The organism is Pseudomonas sp. AF03-9, from assembly GCF_020515815.1.
Lineage (GTDB): Bacteria > Pseudomonadota > Gammaproteobacteria > Pseudomonadales > Pseudomonadaceae > Aquipseudomonas.
The window spans coordinates 1-17175 of sequence record NZ_JAHPJF010000037.1 but is presented as its reverse complement, the minus strand read 5'-3'; the positions used below and the strand labels follow the sequence as shown (position 1 = coordinate 17175).

Annotated in this window: 12 protein-coding genes and 3 pseudogenes; 7 read left to right on the top strand and 8 right to left on the bottom strand. The window is 63.2% G+C overall.

Translation table 11 applies throughout. The annotated features are described in order from the left end of the window. The 5 genes and pseudogenes from LIY36_RS27170 to LIY36_RS27150 form a co-directional block, all read right to left on the bottom strand. Positions 1 to 129, bottom strand: a pseudogene (locus LIY36_RS27170) (arabinose ABC transporter substrate-binding protein); the annotation flags it as partial. A gap of 85 nt (positions 130 to 214) precedes the next feature. After that, positions 215 to 1078: an SMP-30/gluconolactonase/LRE family protein gene (locus tag LIY36_RS27165; protein WP_192300905.1), complete on the bottom strand. Its 864-nt coding sequence runs from the start codon at positions 1076 to 1078 to the stop codon at positions 215 to 217. A gap of 38 nt (positions 1079 to 1116) precedes the next feature. After that, a complete protein-coding gene (locus LIY36_RS27160) occupies positions 1117 to 2697 on the bottom strand; it encodes an aldehyde dehydrogenase (NADP(+)) (protein ID WP_226457801.1) in 1581 nt (526 codons plus the stop codon). A gap of 10 nt (positions 2698 to 2707) precedes the next feature. Next, entirely contained in the window at positions 2708 to 3697 is a 990-nt protein-coding gene (gene araD1, locus LIY36_RS27155) for an AraD1 family protein (protein ID WP_226457800.1), read from the bottom strand. Positions 3698 to 3713: 16 nt separating this feature from the next. After that, positions 3714 to 5036, bottom strand: a complete 1323-nt coding sequence (locus LIY36_RS27150; RefSeq protein ID WP_192300902.1) for an MFS transporter — start codon at positions 5034 to 5036, stop codon at positions 3714 to 3716. Between the two features lie 192 nt (positions 5037 to 5228). Here LIY36_RS27150 and LIY36_RS27145 point away from each other — a divergent pair, with 192 nt between their 5' ends. After that, positions 5229 to 6965 carry an IlvD/Edd family dehydratase gene (locus LIY36_RS27145; protein WP_192300901.1) on the top strand — a complete coding sequence of 579 codons (1737 nt, stop codon included), beginning with the start codon at positions 5229 to 5231 and terminating at the stop codon, positions 6963 to 6965. A gap of 48 nt (positions 6966 to 7013) precedes the next feature. Then, positions 7014 to 7736: a FadR/GntR family transcriptional regulator gene (locus LIY36_RS27140; protein ID WP_017739605.1), complete on the top strand. Its 723-nt coding sequence runs from the start codon at positions 7014 to 7016 to the stop codon at positions 7734 to 7736. Between the two features lie 123 nt (positions 7737 to 7859). On the opposite strand, the gene LIY36_RS27135 is transcribed toward LIY36_RS27140, so the two are convergent. The 3 genes from LIY36_RS27135 to LIY36_RS27125 form a co-directional block, all read right to left on the bottom strand. After that, entirely contained in the window at positions 7860 to 9230 is a 1371-nt protein-coding gene (locus LIY36_RS27135; protein WP_226457799.1) for a hypothetical protein, read from the bottom strand. 127 nt (positions 9231 to 9357) lie between these two features. Further along, positions 9358 to 11475, bottom strand: a complete 2118-nt coding sequence (locus tag LIY36_RS27130; protein WP_226457798.1) for a TonB-dependent siderophore receptor — start codon at positions 11473 to 11475, stop codon at positions 9358 to 9360. Positions 11476 to 11687: 212 nt separating this feature from the next. Then, positions 11688 to 12779, bottom strand: coding sequence for an NADH:flavin oxidoreductase/NADH oxidase (locus LIY36_RS27125; protein ID WP_192300898.1), 1092 nt, complete (start codon positions 12777 to 12779; stop codon positions 11688 to 11690). 80 nt (positions 12780 to 12859) lie between these two features. On the opposite strand from LIY36_RS27125, the gene LIY36_RS27120 reads away from it, so the two are divergent. The 5 genes and pseudogenes from LIY36_RS27120 (at position 12860) to LIY36_RS27105 (ending at position 17148) form a co-directional block, all read left to right on the top strand. After that, positions 12860 to 13171: an ArsR/SmtB family transcription factor gene (locus LIY36_RS27120; protein WP_226457797.1), complete on the top strand. Its 312-nt coding sequence runs from the start codon at positions 12860 to 12862 to the stop codon at positions 13169 to 13171. A gap of 85 nt (positions 13172 to 13256) precedes the next feature. Continuing rightward, the gene (locus LIY36_RS27115) at positions 13257 to 14147 is read left to right on the top strand and encodes a bestrophin family protein (RefSeq protein WP_226457796.1); all 891 of its coding nucleotides are present in this window, start codon (positions 13257 to 13259) and stop codon (positions 14145 to 14147) included. 42 nt (positions 14148 to 14189) lie between these two features. Beyond that, positions 14190 to 15377: pseudogene (locus tag LIY36_RS27985) on the top strand (HAMP domain-containing protein); the annotation flags it as partial. Between the two features lie 345 nt (positions 15378 to 15722). Continuing rightward, a pseudogene (locus LIY36_RS27980) lies at positions 15723 to 16238 on the top strand (methyl-accepting chemotaxis protein); the annotation flags it as partial. Between the two features lie 94 nt (positions 16239 to 16332). Next, a complete protein-coding gene (locus LIY36_RS27105) occupies positions 16333 to 17148 on the top strand; it encodes a DeoR/GlpR family DNA-binding transcription regulator (RefSeq protein WP_192300894.1) in 816 nt (271 codons plus the stop codon). Positions 17149 to 17175 lie beyond the last annotated feature (27 nt).

The following is a 17175-nucleotide window of genomic DNA, read 5'->3' as shown; positions in this document are numbered from 1 at the left end:
CTCTTCGGCCTGCTTGACCAGAAAGCCGATCTTCACTTCTTCAGCGGCCAGTAACAGCCCACTCAAGCTCATGGCCGAGACCGCTACGGCGGCGGCGCACAGGGAACGGATACCACGACGACGATTCATAGGGTGACTCCTTGTTGTTGTTTTTAGGTAGAACGGTTCTTGTGGCGCGGGCGCTTGCTCCCTGGCCACAGTTCAGGCTCGCTCGTTATCCGGCGAAACGCGTGCAAGGCTTTCCGGGTACATCCACTTCCATTGCCAGCACGGCACCGTCCAACGGGTGATCCAAAGGGCTGGCGGCACTGGTGATATACAGGGTGGTAAGGTCCGGCCCACCGAACACACAACTGGTGGGACGGCTGACAGGCAGTTCAATGATGCGGTCCACCTCCCCATCTGGCGCGATACGCAGCAGGCAACTGCCATCCCAGCGCGCATTCCACAGGTAGCCTTCAACGTCCATCGCCGAGCCGTCCGGCACGCCACGTGCGTGGGCGCCGAACCACGCCTGCGCGGGGTCGAGCTGGCCGTCCGGCCGGATTGCAAACTGGTACAGCGTGCGGTCCATGCTGTCGCCGAAGTGCACCAGGCTGGCATCCTCGTTCCACAGCAGGGTGTTGGGGATGCCCAAGCCGCCGAGCAACGGCGTGACCTGCGCATCGGCATCGATACGAAACAGGCCGCCGGAACGGCGCGTAATCGGCAGGTCTTCACCCTGTTCGCCGATGTTGTTCTGCATGGTGCCCAGCCACAGGCGCCCCCGGGCATCGCAGCGCGCCTCATTGCTGCGGTTGCCCGGCTGCGGGTCGGCGACGCACAACAACGTCAGGGCTTCGGTGACCAGATCCAGGCGATACACACCACTGCTCAACGTCACCAACGCATCGCCGCGCTCACACGGGATGAACGCCGAGACATGCTCGGGCAACTGCCACACCTGCAACTGCCCGCCCATCAGGCGCAGCGCCTGCTTGCCGGCGATATTGACCCAGTACAGCGCCTGGGTGGGCACGTCCCAGAACGGACTCTCCCCCAGTTGCGCACGGTGTGCGGTAACGGCGTGAAACGACATGTTGCCTCCTGGATTGTTGTTGTTCTCAGGTCTGCGTCTTACAGCGGGTCACGCGATGGCGTGCCATCCACCAACCGCTGGATACGCAACGGGTTGGCGTTTTTCAACGCGTCAGGCAGCAGGCTATCAGGGTAGTTCTGGAAGCACACGGGGCGCAGGAAGCGGTCGATGGCCAGGGTGCCGACCGAGGTGCCACGGGCGTCGGACGTTGCCGGGTACGGGCCGCCATGTACCATCGAGTCGCAGACTTCGACGCCGGTGGGGTAACCGTTGAGCAGGATGCGCCCGACTTTCTGTTCCAGCAGCGGCGTGAGTTCGGCGAACTGTTGCAGGTCATTCGGCTCGCCGATGAGGGTCGCGGTGAGCTGACCATGCAGGCCGTGCAAAGCGGCACTGAGCTGAGCCTGATCAGCCACTTCGACAAACACCGTGGTGGGGCCGAAGACTTCTTCCTGCAACACTTCATCGCCGTCGATCAACAGGCGCACATCAGCCTTGAACAGCTGCGGCTGCGCCTGATTGCCCGCCTGCGGGTTGCCCGCCAGATGCTCAATGCCGGGGTGTGCGAGGAGTTTTTCCAGGCCCTTGCCATAACTGCCCAGGGTGCCGGCGTTGAGCATGGTTTGTACCGGTTGATCGCCGATCAATTGCGCCACTTGTTGGGTGAACGCGGTGAAGGCTGGCGAGGCGATGCCGATCACCAAGCCAGGGTTGGTGCAGAACTGGCCGCAGCCCTGCACCACCGAGGCGGTCAGGTCGCGGGCGATGCTTTCGGCGCGGGCTTTGAGCGCCTCGGGCAGCACGAGCACCGGGTTGATGCTCGACATCTCGGCAAACACCGGGATCGGTTGCGGCCGCGCCGCCGCCATGTCGCACAACGCACGCCCGCCCTTGAGCGAGCCGGTAAAGCCCACGGCCTGGATCGCCGGGTGCTTGACCAGCGCCTCGCCGACGCCCGCGCCAAAGATCATGTTGAACACACCGGCCGGCATGCCGGTGGCTTCGGCGGCGCGGATAATCGCGTCCGCCACGCGCTCGGCGGTCGCCATGTGCCCGCTGTGGGCCTTGAACACCACCGGGCAGCCTGCGGCCAGCGCAGCCGCGGTATCACCGCCGGCCGTGGAAAACGCCAGGGGAAAGTTGCTCGCACCAAACACGGCGACCGGGCCCAGGCCAATGCGGTATTGACGCAGGTCCGGGCGCGGCAGTGGCTGGCGCTCCGGCAACGCCTTGTCGATGCGTGCGCCGTAGAAATCACCGCGCCGCAGCACACTGGCGAACAGGCGCATCTGGCCGCTGGTGCGCCCGCGCTCGCCTTTGATGCGGGCAGCGGGCAGCGCGGTTTCGCGGCAGACCAGCTCGACAAAATCATCGCCCAACGCATCCAGCTCATCGGCGATCGCATCGAGGAACTGCGCACGCCGCGCCGCGCTCAATCCACGGTAGGCCGGGTAGGCCTGCGCGGCGGCCTTGGCGGCGGCGTCAACTTCCTGCGCGGTGGCCTGGTAAAAATCCTGGGGCAAGGCTTCGCCGGTGCTGGCGTCGACGCTCTTGAGTGTGACGCTGCCGTTGGCGCTGCGCTGGCCGCCGATGTAGTTGTGGCCGAGAAACTGGGACATGAGGGGCTCCTTAAAGGGTGAGGACGTGGCCGGGTTCGAATGCCGCATCGCTGCTGCCGACGCTATTGACCAACGGCGCGCCGAATTCGGCCTGGCTGATCTCGAACACATCCCCCGGTTGGGTACGTATACCGTCGGCGAATGACAACGTGGCGGTGCCGAAGAAGTGGACGTGCACATCGCCCGGTGTGAGGAACTGGCGGTACTTGAAGTGGTGGTATTCGAGGTTTTCCAGGCTGTGGCACATGTTGGCCTCGCCGCTGAGGAACTCGTTCTGCCAGATCACTTCACCGTTGCGCAGGATGCGACTGCTGCCCGACAAATGCGCGGGCAGCTCGCCGATGCGCAGCTCGGGGCCGTAGCTGCAACTGCGCAGTTTGGAATGGGCCAGGTACAGGTAGTTCTTGCGCTCCATCACGTGGTCGGAGAACTCGTTGCCCACCGCGAAGCCGACGCGGTAAGGCCGGCTGTCCGGGCCGATGACGTAGAGGCCGCCGATTTCCGGCTCTTCACCGGCGTCTTCGGCAAAGGGTGGCACCGGGAACGCGGCGCCGGGGCGCACGACAATGCTGCCGTCACCCTTGTAGAACCACTCCGGTTGCACACCCGCCTGGCCGGCCGCGGGTTTGCCGCCCTCCACGCCCCATTTGAAGATGCGCATGGTGTCGGTCAGGGCGGTGTCGTCACCGGCCTGGTGCATCTTGTCGCGGGCCGAGGCGCTGCCCAGGTGGGTCAGGCCGGTGCCGCTGATAAGCATGTGAGCGGGGTCGGGGTGATCCAGCGGTGGCAGGATTTTCAGCGCGGCGAGCAATGCCGCGTAATCGTGGCTGGCGCCCAGGCCCAGGCTGTTCACGTGTTGCGCCAGGCCGACGCCGGCTTCGATGGCGGCCAGGGCCAATTCCCGCACGCTGCGGGCGCCCTGCACTTCGCGCAATTGCGCGCCCTGCACCACGCCGACCCGACGCTCACTGTTGTGCACTTCAAACTGAACTAAACGCATGCCTTTTCTCCTTGAATCAAGTACGTGTGGCGCCACGGGCGCTGGCGGCAAATTGGTCGGCGGGCAGCACGTGCTTGCGTTCCAGCAGGCGGTAGACCACGCCGGTCAGCAGCAGGCCGAACACCATCACAGCGGACAGGAAGTACAGGCCCGAAGCGAGGTTGCCGGTGTATTCCTTGAGCGCACCGATCACGAACGGGCCGATATAGCCGCCGAGGTTGCCCACCGAGTTGATCAACGCAATGCCCGCCGCCGCGCTGGCCCCCGCAAAGAAGCGCCCCGGCAAGGTCCAGAACACTGCCGTGCAGGAAAACATCGCGAATGCCGCCAGGCACAGCGCGGCCATTTGCAGCACCGGCACACTGAGCGAGGCACTGAAGAACAACCCGATGGCACCCAGTACGTAGAGCACCGCAAGGTGGCCGTAGCGGTCGTTCAAGCGGTCGGAACTGCGCGGGATAATCAGCAGGCCGATAATGCCGAAGAGGTAAGGCACGGCGGAGATGAAACCCGTGGTGAGGTCGCTGCCGCCGAACTGCTTGATCAGAGTCGGCAGCCACAGGCCCAGCCCGTAGATGCTCAGGGTCACCGGCAGGTAGAACAGCGCCAGCAGCAACACGCGTTTGTCTTTCAAGGCATGCAGCGGGTTGCCGTGGCGGGTCTGGCCGTAGGTTTGCAGGTCTTTGTTCAATTCACCGGTAAGCCAGGCCTTCTCGTCGGCGCTCATCCAGCTGACCTGCTTGGGCCCGTCCGGCAGGAAGCGCAGCACCGGCCAGGTCAACAGGATCGCCGGGGTGCCGATGACGATGAACAGCCACTGCCAGCCGTGCAGGCCGAGGATGCCGTCCATGCCCAGCAAACCACCGGACACCGGGCCGGTGATCATCATTGCGATGGGCTGGGAGAGGATGAACAACCCGAGGATCTTGCCGCGATGGCGCACCGGGAACCACTGGGTGATGTAGTACAGAACGCCAGGGAAGAACCCCGCCTCCGCCGCGCCGAGCAGAAAGCGCATCACATAGAAGCTGTGCGGGCCCTGCACAAAGGCCATGCCGATGGTGATCGTGCCCCAGGTGATCATGATCCGCGCAAACCAGCGCCGTGCGCCGAAGCGGTCGAGCATCAGGTTGCTGGGGATCTCGAACAGGAAGTAGCCAATAAAGAACAGCCCCGCGCCCAGGCCATAGGCGGCGTCGCCGATGCCGACGTCGGCGCCCATGTGCAACTTGGCGAAGCCCACGGCGGAACGGTCCACGTAGGCGATCAGGTACAGCAGGATCAGGAAGGGAATCAGTTTCAGCGTGATGCGCCGAATAAGCCGCAGTTCCTGGCTCATGGGTCGATCTCCGGATTGTTGTTTTTATAGAAGCTCGGGGGACGCCTCTCGCGAAAATCCGCCAGGGTCATACCTCAGTTGAGAAAGACTATATAGTAGGACTATTTGCAAAACAACTCTTCCAAAGCAGCGATTTTGCGCTTATGTTTAAGCACGCATAGAACATATAGTCATACAATAAGAGAATCGATCATGTCTGATAAAAAGCCCGGCCTACGCTCCGCCCAGTGGTTTGGTACTGCCGACAAGAACGGCTTCATGTACCGCAGCTGGATGAAGAACCAGGGCATTGCCGACCATCAGTTCCATGGCAAACCGATCATCGGCATCTGTAATACGTGGTCGGAGTTGACCCCGTGCAACGCGCATTTCCGCCAGATCGCCGAGCACGTCAAACGCGGCGTGATCGAGGCCGGTGGCTTCCCGGTGGAATTCCCGGTGTTCTCCAATGGCGAATCCAACCTGCGCCCTACCGCCATGCTCACGCGCAACCTGGCGAGCATGGACGTGGAGGAAGCGATTCGCGGCAACCCGATTGACGGCGTGGTGCTGCTGACCGGCTGCGACAAGACCACCCCCGCCCTGCTGATGGGCGCCGCCAGTTGCGACGTGCCAGCCATCGTGGTCACCGGCGGGCCAATGCTCAACGGCAAGCACAAGGGCCAGGACATCGGTTCGGGCACAGTGGTCTGGCAGCTCAGCGAACAGGTCAAGGCCGGCACGATTACCCTGGACGATTTCCTCGCGGCCGAGGGCGGCATGTCGCGTTCGGCGGGCACCTGCAACACCATGGGCACCGCCTCGACCATGGCCTGCATGGCCGAGGCGCTGGGTACTTCCCTGCCCCACAACGCGGCGATTCCGGCGGTGGATGCGCGACGTTATGTGTTGGCGCACATGTCTGGCATGCGTGCGGTGGAGATGGTGCGTGAAGATTTGAAGCTGTCGAAGATCCTCACCAAAGAGGCGTTTGAAAACGCGATCCGTGTGAACGCGGCCATCGGCGGTTCGACCAACGCGGTGATTCACCTCAAAGCCATCGCCGGGCGCATCGGCGTCGAACTCGACCTGGACGACTGGACCCGCATGGGCCGCGGCATGCCGACCATCGTCGACTTGCAGCCGTCGGGGCGCTTCCTGATGGAAGAGTTCTACTACGCCGGCGGCCTGCCCGCCGTGTTGCGCCGCCTCGGTGAAGCCAACCTGATCCCGCATCCGAATGCGCTGACCGTGAACGGCAAGTCCCTCGGCGAGAACACCAAGGACTCACCGATCTACGGCAGGGATGAAGTGATCCGCACCCTCGACAACCCGATCCGCGCCGACGGCGGCATTTGCGTCTTGCGCGGCAACCTGGCGCCGCTGGGTGCGGTGCTCAAGCCGTCGGCCGCCAGCCCGGAACTGATGCAGCATCGCGGCCGTGCGGTGGTGTTCGAGAACTTCGACATGTACAAGGCACGGATCAACGACCCGGAACTGGACGTGGATGCCAACTCGATTCTGGTCATGAAGAACTGCGGGCCGAAGGGGTACCCGGGCATGGCCGAGGTGGGCAACATGGGCTTGCCGGCCAAGCTGCTGGCCCAGGGCGTGACGGACATGGTGCGGATTTCCGACGCGCGCATGAGCGGCACCGCGTACGGCACCGTGGTCTTGCACGTGGCGCCGGAAGCGGCGGCTGGCGGGCCGTTGGCCACGGTGCAGGAAGGTGACTGGATCGAGCTGGACTGCGCCAACGGCCGCCTGCACCTGGACATCCCCGACGCCGAACTGGCGGCGCGCATGGCCGATCTTGCACCGCCGCAGAAGCTGATCGTCGGCGGCTATCGCCAGCTGTACATCGACCATGTGCTGCAGGCGGACCAGGGTTGCGACTTTGACTTCCTGGTGGGCTGCCGAGGGGCGGAAGTCCCCCGGCATTCCCACTAATTGGGATGCTATGATGCGGCGTCTTTAAGCCAGAGCCTCCCCGTCGTTATGGATCACCAGCCGCCCAAGCCGCGCAAGAGCATGCATGCCCAGATCGTTCAGGACTTGGGCATGCACATCGTTTCCGGGCGCTTCAAGCCCGAAGAAAAGCTGCCCCTGGAGGCCACGCTCTGCGAGGAGTACAAGGTCAGCCGCTCGGTGTTGCGCGAGGCGACGCGGGTGCTCAGCGCCAAGGGCCTGGTGTATTCCAAGCCACGGGTCGGCGCGGTGGTACGGCCACGCTTGAAATGGCACCTGCTCGACCCGGACGTGCTGTCCTGGTTGATGCAGTCCACGCCCCACAGCGAATTCTTCAACACCCTGGCCGGTGTGCGGCGCATCCTCGAACCGGAAATCGCCGCCATGGCCGCGACCACGGCTACCGACGAAGACATCGCCACCATCGAAAAAGCCTACCTGGGCATGGAAACCGCGAAGACCCACGAGGAGCTGCTACAGGCCGACCTGGACTTCCACCGCGCCATCGCCGACGCCACGCGCAACGACCTGCTGGCCTACATGTGCAACATGCTGTCGTTGCCGCTGCGCGAATCGATCAACATCACCAACCGCCGCCCCGACATCCAGGGCCTGAGCCTGCCCCGGCACAAGGCGATCCTTACCGCGATCCAGAACCGCGACGCACTGGGTGCGCGGCATGCCTCTCTGGTGCAACTGGACGACACACGCGTAGCACTGGACACCGTCATGAACGTCCTCACCCCCCTGTAGTGAGCGGGCTTGCCCGCGCTGGGTGGCGAAGCCGCCCCAAACGGTGCGCCGCGGTGTTTCAGAAAAACCGGGGGGGCTGGATTTGGGGCGGCTTCGCCGCCCGGCGCGGGGCAAGCCCGCTCACTACGGGGTTTGGTGCAAGCGGTAGGTGTTGAGGACGGTGTCGGCGCCGTAATCCTGCTGGCTCCAGATCACCCGGTCGCTTTTGCCCTCAAACCCGCGCACGCCCATGTAGCCGTCCAACGCCAGGCGTTTCCAGGACTGGCCCCAGTCCTGGGAATAGAACACCGCGTCGGCCGAGATGTTCGCCTCACTCCACCAATACAGCCAACGCGGCGGACGGTGGCCGCTGTAGGTGTTGACCAGCAGGCTGTTGCGTCCTACCCAAAGCCCGAACGCCCGGGTCTTGGCGGGCAGTGGGGAGAACACGTTGGGTAACTCGCCCAGGGGTTTCCAGGCCAGGCTGCCCGTGTCCAGTTCGGCGACCAGCGTGCGACCGCTGGAGCCCTGGTCGATCAGCCCGATCACACGACCGGCGCCGTTGTCGGCCAGTTCGGAGATATACAGGCCGTTGTCCCGCTGCAGGTTCTCCACTTGCCACTGCCCAGCCACGCGTTGCACCTGCACACGGGTGGTGACGCTGAACGCCAGGTTATCGCTCTTGCCATCGGGATGGCTGGCCCAATAACGCTGGGACACCCAGATAAACGCACGCTGCGGGCTGACTTGCAGGACGTGGGTGAGTTGGTCGACCGAGTCGCGCCACTCCTGGATGTCCGGATGCTGGCTGCGCACGTAGTCGGCGGTCACTGCCAGCGGCTCTGTCACCGTGATCGGCGTGCTGTGGGCACCGCCATCGGCGGAGTAAAACACCCCGGACAGCGGCTCGATGTCGTCGGCCCAGCGCCAGGCCCAGACCTCGTCCTTGCCGTAGAAGTACGGCGTGATCGTGGTGGCCGCACCGCTCACGTCAGGGAAAAACCCGTCGCGCAGCCACGCCCAGCTTTTGCCCTGGTCATCGCTGCGAAACACCACGTTCTGGGCGCCCCCATCGTCGGCCCGATAAATGTCCGTCAACAGCACAACCCTTGCACCGTCTGCACTCGTCACCAGGCACGCCGTGCCACTGACCTGTGCTACCGGCTTGAACACGCCGTCAGCATCCAGGCGCGCGATTACGCTGGTTTGGGACGTGTCCCGTGGTTTGCCGGCAACCAACCCATTCAGGTCGATGCGCTCGCCCGACGGCGCCAGCTGTTCATATTCATTTTCCACACGCCCCACCAGCCACGTGCCCTGGGCGGTCACCACCACCCCGGTGCAGTCCTTGGCGACCGCCCGTGGCCGCACGCCGGGCAAGGTGCCGAGGGTCTGTTGAGCGGGGCTGGCGCCGCCGATTTGCTGGGTGGCGCTGATGAGAATCCAGCAGTACCAGAGCGCCAGGATGACCACCAGCGTGAAAAGCACACGGGCTATCAGGGTTGAACGAGGCATGAGATGTCCATATCCGGGAAAATGGACATGCTTTTCTCATCGAATGGGGGTGGACGTAAATGCTTATCGGCGGGGATTTGTCAGGGGTGTGACGCGGCTTGCAATTGGCTGCAAGCCGCGCGGGGTTTTACAGGGTGTAGGCAATGCCGACCTGGACGGTGCGGGGGGCACCGGGGTAGGCGTAGAAGTTGCCGAATGCACCTTCTTCATAGTCGCGGTTGAACAGGTTTTTCACGTCGAGGTTGAGGCGTACCTTTTCGTTGACTTTGTAGTAACCAAGCAGGTCCACCACGGTGTAGGCCTCCATTGCGAACGGTGTGTTGGAAGTCAGGCCCGCACGCTCATCGACGTATTTGGCGCCCGCCCCCAAGCCAAGGCCCTTGAGGCTACCATCCTGGAACTCGTACACGTTCAGCAGGCTGAAGCTATTGCGCGGGATATTGGCTAGGCGTGAACCGGTGCGGATCGTGTTGTCCTTGGTCACTTCGGCGTCCACGTAGGCATAACCGCCGATGACACGCCATTGCGGCGTGAGGTTGCCCGCCACATTAAGATCGAAACCACGGCTGCGCACCTGGCCCGCTGCGACCTTGTAGTTCGAATCCGCAGGGTCGGTGGTAAGCACGTTTTTCTTGTCGATCTGGTAGATCGCTGCGTCAACGCTCAACTGACGATCAAGCGCTGCCCATTTGACGCCCATTTCATAGGATTTACCCTTCTCCGGATCGAACCCAGTCCCCTGAAGCGACGCCCCGGTATTCGGTTTGAACGAGCGCGCCGCGTCGGCATAAATCGCCAAGGTGTCCGTGAGGTCGTAGGTGACGCCAACACGCGGGGTCACGGCGTTATGGCTGGTGTTCCAAGGAGCAACCTTGGCCACATAGCTGCGGTACTCATGTTCAAAGCGTTCGAAACGTGCACCTGCCAATACTTTCAGGCGTTCGGTGAGGGCCACTTGATCTTGGACGAACGCTCCGTAGGTCTTTAAGTTTTCCGTGTCGTGGGTCGGCGTGCTGGTCAGTGCAGGGCGCGGTTTGCCGTAGACCGGGTTGAAAATGTCGCTGGTGTAAGGCGCGCTGGAACGCTGGATAATCGACTTGTAGTCGTAGTCTTCAAGCTCAACGCCAGTCAGCAAAGTGTGCTCAAACCCACCCATGGAGAAGTGCCCGGTGAGGTTGACTTGGGTATCCTTGTCAGTCCACTCCAGCTTACGGTAGTTGAAGTTGCGGTTAAGGGTGTGACCATCGGCAGCCAAGCTGTTGGCCTCAATAGCATTGCCCTGCAACGTCCCATCCAACCACTGGAATCCACCGCCCAAGGTCCAGTTCTCATTCAGCAGATGCTCAAAGCGCAACTGCGCCATGCTGTTGTCGTTGTGCAGCTTGCCCACATCCTTGTCGCCCCAGAACGTATCGCGGGACGCGGTGCCTTTTTGATTGGCGAAGCGCGTCAGGCCACGGTCCAGCGGGTGGTTGTTGCGCATGAAGTCGCCTTCGAAGATCACCTTGGTGTCGTCGCTGGCCTGCCAGGTGATCACTGGCGTCACGCCGTAGCGCTCGGTTTCCACATGATCACGAAAGGTCTCGCCGCCCTCGCCCACCACGTTCAGGCGATAGGCCAGGCGGCCTTCGTCATCCAGCGGCCCAGAGGCGTCGAGGGTGCCGCGCTTCATGCCTTGGTCATTCAGTTGGCTGCCCAGGGTCACGGTGCGCTCGGGCAGTGGTTGCTTGGACACCACATTGAAGGTGCCGCCTGGGTCGCCACGGCCGTACAGCATAGTGGCCGGGCCGCGCAGTACTTCGAGGCGTTCGATGGTGTTGGCGTCCGGCATGTTCGGGTAGCCACGGTTGATCGGGAACCCGTTGCGGTAGAACTCGCCGGTGGTGAAACCGCGCACAGTGAAGGTAGTGAGGCCCTGGCCGCCGAAGTTGTTGGCACGCCCGACGCCGCCGGCGTAGTCCAGCGCGTCTTGCAGGCGGGTGGCGCCGATGTCTTCGACGGCATCCTTGGTCACTACGCTGATGGATTGCGGGGTTTCATGGATCGAGGTGTCGGTGCGCGTCGCACTGGCGGAACGTGTGGCGAGGTATCCCTTTACCGGGCCTTGGGCGGTCTCGTAGTCCGCGGTGCCGGTGATGGAGGTGGCTTGCAACTCCACGCTGGCTTTGTCGGTCGGGGCGACTTCTGCCCAGGTGAAGGGGGAAAACGCCTGAAGCACACAAATGGAAACCAGGGTACGACGCATGAATGATGAACCTAGTGAATGAGCCAAATGGAGCGGCATAGCTGCCAGATTTTCGCGGCGCGATGCTATACCAACCGCAGACCAATTGATATGCGTTCTCATTCACTATTTTTCGGGTAACCACTTTGTATCGGCTTGACGCGAAGCAACGGTGGGAGGGAGCAAGCCCCCTTCCACCGTTGGATTTTTTCCAGCCTTGGCGTTATCGCCAATCAGCGATAGCGCTCCAACCAATGCGCGTAAGGCGCCGGCAAGGTCCACGACGCCTTCTCCACGCCCAGTTCCTTGGCCGCAAAGTACGCCCAATGCGGATCAGCCAAATGGGCACGGCCGACCGAAACCAGGTCCAGATGCCCGGCCTGCAAGGCTTCTTCCGCCAGATGCGGCGTGCCAAACCCCCACGCCGAAGTCACCGGGATACCGGCTTCGCGGCGCACGCGCTCGGCAATCGGACCCATGAATGCCGGGCCCCACGGGATATGGGTGTCCGGGATGGTAAAGCCGACGCTGACGCTCAACAGGTCCAGGCCACCGGCCTTGAAACGACGGGCCAGTTCGATGGATTCGGTGAGGGTCTGCTCGTCACGGCCGTCGTATTCGAGCACACCGAAACGCGCGGTCAGCGGCAGGTTTTCCGGCCAGACTTCGCGCACGGCGGCCAGGGTTTCCAGAAGGAAGCGGCTGCGGTTGTCAAAGCTGCCACCGTAGGCGTCGGTGCGCTGGTTGGAGTGTTCGGAGAAGAAACTCTGGCCCAGGTAGCCGTGGGCGAAGTGCAGCTCGATCCATTCAAAACCGGCGTCGCGGGCACGGCGGGCGGCGTCGACGAAGTCCTGGCGTACGCGGGCGATGTCGTCCAGGGTCATGGCGCGAGGCACTTGTGGCAGGTTGGCACCAAAGGCAATCGCCGACGGCGCGATGGTTTCCCATGCGCGGGCGTCGGAAGCGGGCATATGGTCATCGCCTTCCCACGGGCGGTTGGCACTGGCCTTGCGCCCGGCGTGGCCGATCTGGATGCCCGGCACCGAGCCGGCAGCCTTGATCGCCTTGACCATCGGCACAAACGCGGCCGCATGGGCATCGCTCCAGATCCCCGCGCAACCCGGGGTGATACGGCCTTCCGGCGCCACGGCGGTGGCCTCGACCACCACCAGCCCTGCCCCACCACGGGCCATGCTGGCCAGGTGCACGTGGTGCCAGTCGTTGACGATGCCGTCATCGGCCATGTACTGGCACATCGGCGGGATGGCGATGCGGTTGCGTAGGGTGACGTCTTTGAGTTTGAACGGTTCGAACAAGGCGGCCATGGGACGACTCCAGCAAGGGGGTGGTTGATTCGATAGTTCGATGGTAATCGAACTATGGTATTCAGCGATAGCCCCCTGTTATGATTCGTTTCATGCGAGCCTTCAAACACCCCCTTGTCCAAGACCTCACCCTCGAACGCGTGCTCTACGCGCTGAGCGACCCGGTGCGCCTGGAAATCGTGCGTTGCCTGGCCGGTGTTGCCGAAGCCAGCTGTGGCGAACTGGATGGCGGGCGGCCCAAGTCGAGCATGTCCCACCACTTTCGTGTGTTGCGCGAGGCCGGGCTGGTGCAGACGCGCAATGTGGGGACCACGCACATGAACTCATTGCGCGGCGATGAGCTGGAAACCCGCTTCCCGGGCTTGCTCGCCAGCATCCTCGCCCAGCAATAAGAAACGTTTCAGCAGCGAACCTTTCCCCCCTACCCCGCGTCCGAGCTAAGGCACTGTTGCCCACCGCTCGTCGCGAGGTCGTCGTTTGAAAGCCGCCATCATCAAGAAATACCGCCTGATCATCAAAACCATGGGCTACGTCGGTTGGGCCCTGTTCTGGCTGTTGCTGTGGGACGTCGCCGTCACCGTGGACTTCATGCTGTTCCTCACCTACAAGATCAACCTGCCGCTGATGCCCTTGACCCTGCTCGGCTCGGCGCTGGTGGTGCTGATCAGTTTTCGCAACAGCAGCGCCTATAACCGTTGGTGGGAAGCGCGCACGCTGTGGGGGGCGATGGTCAATAATTCGCGCAGCTTTGCGCGCCAGGTGCTGACGCTGCTGGATGACCCGGACGACGAAGTGAACCCGGTCAAGGCCACCCTGCTGCGTCGGCATGTGGCCTATGTGAATTGCCTGGCCGCGCACCTCAAGGGCCAGCCGTGCCCTGACGAGGTCCGTGCGTTTATCCCCGCCGATGAGTTTGCCCGCAGCGGCGCCACCAACAATTTTGCCAACGACATCCTTACCGGTTCGGCGACGTTGCTCGCCAGGGAGTACAAGGCCGGCCACCTCGACAGCATCCGCCTGGCGCGGCTGGAATCGACCCTGGTGGACCTGTCCAACGCCCAGGGCGGCATGGAGCGCATCGCCAACACCCCACTGCCCTACCCCTACGTGTACTTCCCGCGCCTATTCATCTCACTGTTCTGCCTGATCGTGCCGGTGGGCCTGGTGGAATCCCTCGGCTGGTTCACCCCGCTGGCCTCCACGGTGGTGGGCTTCATGCTGCTGGCCATCGAGCGTATCGGCACCGACCTGCAAAGCCCGTTCTACTCCAGCGAACACCAGATCCAGATGGACACCATCTGCGAAACCATTGAAAAAAACCTGCAATCGATGCAGCGCGATGCACTGGGTGGCGAGCGTATCGGCTAAACGCTGCCCAAAGCCTAAAGTGCGTGCCCTGCTGGTCGATATATGGGGGGTACGCATGGGCAATCCCCCCTAAAAACAACACATGCGACGCTCTTCGCTGCTTTTCTCCGCCTTGCCAACTCTAATAAGTACCCTGCGGGAGATGTCATGAATATCAAACACAAGCTGACCTGGGCGTTTGCGACCATCGCATGCGTGCCGGTGATCCTGGTGGCCGTGCTGGTGGTACTGAACCTGCGGGATGCGGCCGTGGCCAACTTCCTCGACAGCAGTAGCCGCGAGATCCGCCAGATCGACAATGGCATGAAGCAATTCTTCGACGGCATCAGCCAGAACGTTGAATATGTGGCCAAGGACCCGCGCGTTGTCGCGGCCAAAGACCTCAAGAGCTACGCCGGTGCCGACGCCGCGCAAATCCCCCTGACCCAAACGAATAAAGAGCTGCTGGCGATTTTCGACCAGTTCGCCAAAAGCCATCCCAGCACCGCCTACCTGTCCCTCGGCCTCGCCGACGGCGGTTACGCCAGCTACCCCGACGACACCAAGCTGAACAACTACGACCCACGCGTGCGCCCTTGGTATAAAGCCGCCATCGCCGCACCGGGCACTACCGTGCGTACCGGAGCGTACTACTGGGCGCCGGACGATGTGGTGCTGATCGGCACCGTGCACACCGTTGCCGACGCCACCGGCAACATCCTCGGCGTGGTTGGCCTGGACGTGTCGCTCAAGCAACTCACCGAACTGGTGCGCAACATCAAACTGGGCGACAGCGGTTACCTGATGCTGGTGGAAGGCAACGGCAACGTGCTGGTAGACCCCAGCGATGCCAAGCACAACTTCAAGCCCCTGGCCGACCTCGGCCCGCAATACGCCGAACTGGCCAAGCGCACTGACGGCGCGACCCAGATCGAGATCGACGGCGTGCCTTACATGGTCAACGTGGTCAGCTCCAAAGACCTGGGCTGGCGCTTCATCGGCCTGATCAAGCGCGACGAGGTGATGGCCGGCGCCTCCAGCCTGACCTGGCTGATCGCCGCCATCGCCGCCGCGCTGGCCGTGGTGTTCGCCCTCGTCGGTGCGAGTTTCGCCAGCATGATCGTGCGGCCGATCCGCGGCGTGGCCGATGGCCTGCAGGAAATCGCCGAAGGTGAAGGCGACCTGACGCGCAAACTCAGCGTGCAAGGCAAGGACGAAACCGCGACCCTGGCCGGCTGGTTCAACCAGTTCCTCGGCGCGATTGCGCAGTTGGTGCAGCGTATCGGCAGTGCGTCCAACGACCTGCAAAGCGCCGCCGCCGACACCAGCGACGTCGCCAACAACATGAACCAGGCCGCCGGCCGCCAGCGCGAAGCCGTGGAACTGGTCAGCACCGCGTTCAACGAGATGGTCGCCACTTCCAACGAAGTCGCACGCTCGTGCAGCGCCGCCGCCACCAGTGCCGATGAGGGCTACCGCGACGTACACAACGGCCAGCAGCACATCGGCGAAGCCACCGGCAGCGTACTCAAGCTCAGCGAAGACCTGCAAAAGTCGACCCAGACCATGCAGTTGCTGGAGCAGGACAGCCAGAACATCAACACCATCCTCGACACTATCCGTTCGATTGCCGAACAGACCAACCTGCTCGCGCTCAACGCCGCCATCGAAGCCGCGCGCGCCGGCGACCAAGGTCGCGGCTTTGCGGTGGTGGCCGACGAAGTGCGCGCCCTCGCCCGCCGCACCGCCGATTCCACCGGCGAGATCGACAGCCTGCTGGGCAACCTCGCCCGGCGCACCCAGGAAGTCACCTTGCAGATGCAGGGCAGCCTGCTGGTTTCGCAGACCAGCGTGGATCGCATCCAGCAGGCCCGCGACAGCTTTGACAAGATCCTGGGCTCGGTGGACTCGATCCGCGACCAGAACACCCAGATCGCTACCGCCGCCGAAGAACAGCACCAGGTGGCCGAAGAGATCAACCGGCACATCGCGCAGATCCATGCCGATGCGCAACTGGTTGAAGGCTTCGCCCACTCGGCGCAGGCCGGTTCAGGCCGGCTTACGGATATTTCGGGGCAGCTCAAGGGGTTGGTGGGCCGGTTCAAATACTAGATAACCTCAGCCTGGGTTCGCCTGCAGGGAGCAGGCGAACGCTGCGTGTATTCGCTACTATGTGCACCAGCCCCCAGACCGACCCGGAACGCCAATGCCCAACCCCAAGGACACTGCTGCCGACAGCAGCACCCCGATGATTCCCGAGCAGCGTCGCGAGCAAATCCTGCGGCAGTTGCGCAAGCATCAGGTGATGAGCGTGCACCAGCTGATGGAGATGTTCGACTGCTCGCACATGACCGTGCGCCGCGACATCGCGCTGCTGGAGCAGGAAGGCCGGGCCTATTCGGTCACCGGAGGGGTGCGTATCGCCAGCCAGTTGCACAGCGAGCCGAGCCATCAGTCCAAGGCCGTCGTGGAACTGCCGCAGAAACAGGCCATGGCGCGCCTGGCCGCACGTTTGCTGCACGCGGACATGACGGTGTACCTGGATGCGGGCACCAGCACCCTGGAGATCGTGCCCTATATCAAGGCGCTGTCGGGGATGACGGTGGTGACCAACGACTTCGGCATTGTGCAGGCCTTGATGGATGCGCAGCAGGTGACCGTCATCCACACCGGCGGGCAGCTGGACCATGACAACCATTCTTCGGTCGGCGGGCTGGCGGTGGCGACCTTGCGTCAGGTGGTCACCGACATCGCCTTCATGTCTACCAGCTCCTGGGACCTGCACCGTGGCATCACCACCCCCTCGGCGCTGAAGGTCGAGGTCAAGCAAGTGGCCATGCAATCGGCGGCGCAGGTGGTGCTGGTGGCAAGCAGTTCCAAGTACGGCACCTTCAGCATGTACCGGATTGCCGGGTTGGAACCGTTCGACGTGATCATCAGCGACGACGCCCTCGCCCCGGCGGCGGCGGACGGCATCCGCAAGCGCGGCATCGAGCTGATGCTGCCAACCCAACCAAACTGATAAAACCCGTAGTGAGCGGGCTTGCCC

Bases quoted from the DNA above. Each gene is read 5' to 3' on its own strand.
- LIY36_RS27105 (WP_192300894.1), top strand. From the start codon at position 16,333: ATGCCCAACCCCAAGGACACTGCTGCCGACAGCAGCACCCCGATGATT.
- LIY36_RS27150 (WP_192300902.1), bottom strand. From the start codon at position 5,036: ATGAGCCAGGAACTGCGGCTTATTCGGCGCATCACGCTGAAACTGATT.
- LIY36_RS27120 (WP_226457797.1), top strand. From the start codon at position 12,860: ATGATTCGTTTCATGCGAGCCTTCAAACACCCCCTTGTCCAAGACCTC.
- LIY36_RS27130 (WP_226457798.1), bottom strand. From the start codon at position 11,475: ATGCGTCGTACCCTGGTTTCCATTTGTGTGCTTCAGGCGTTTTCCCCC.
- LIY36_RS27135 (WP_226457799.1), bottom strand. From the start codon at position 9,230: ATGCCTCGTTCAACCCTGATAGCCCGTGTGCTTTTCACGCTGGTGGTC.
- LIY36_RS27140 (WP_017739605.1), top strand. From the start codon at position 7,014: ATGGATCACCAGCCGCCCAAGCCGCGCAAGAGCATGCATGCCCAGATC.
- LIY36_RS27160 (WP_226457801.1), bottom strand. From the start codon at position 2,697: ATGTCCCAGTTTCTCGGCCACAACTACATCGGCGGCCAGCGCAGCGCC.
- araD1 (WP_226457800.1), bottom strand. From the start codon at position 3,697: ATGCGTTTAGTTCAGTTTGAAGTGCACAACAGTGAGCGTCGGGTCGGC.
- LIY36_RS27165 (WP_192300905.1), bottom strand. From the start codon at position 1,078: ATGTCGTTTCACGCCGTTACCGCACACCGTGCGCAACTGGGGGAGAGT.
- LIY36_RS27145 (WP_192300901.1), top strand. From the start codon at position 5,229: ATGTCTGATAAAAAGCCCGGCCTACGCTCCGCCCAGTGGTTTGGTACT.
- LIY36_RS27125 (WP_192300898.1), bottom strand. From the start codon at position 12,779: ATGGCCGCCTTGTTCGAACCGTTCAAACTCAAAGACGTCACCCTACGC.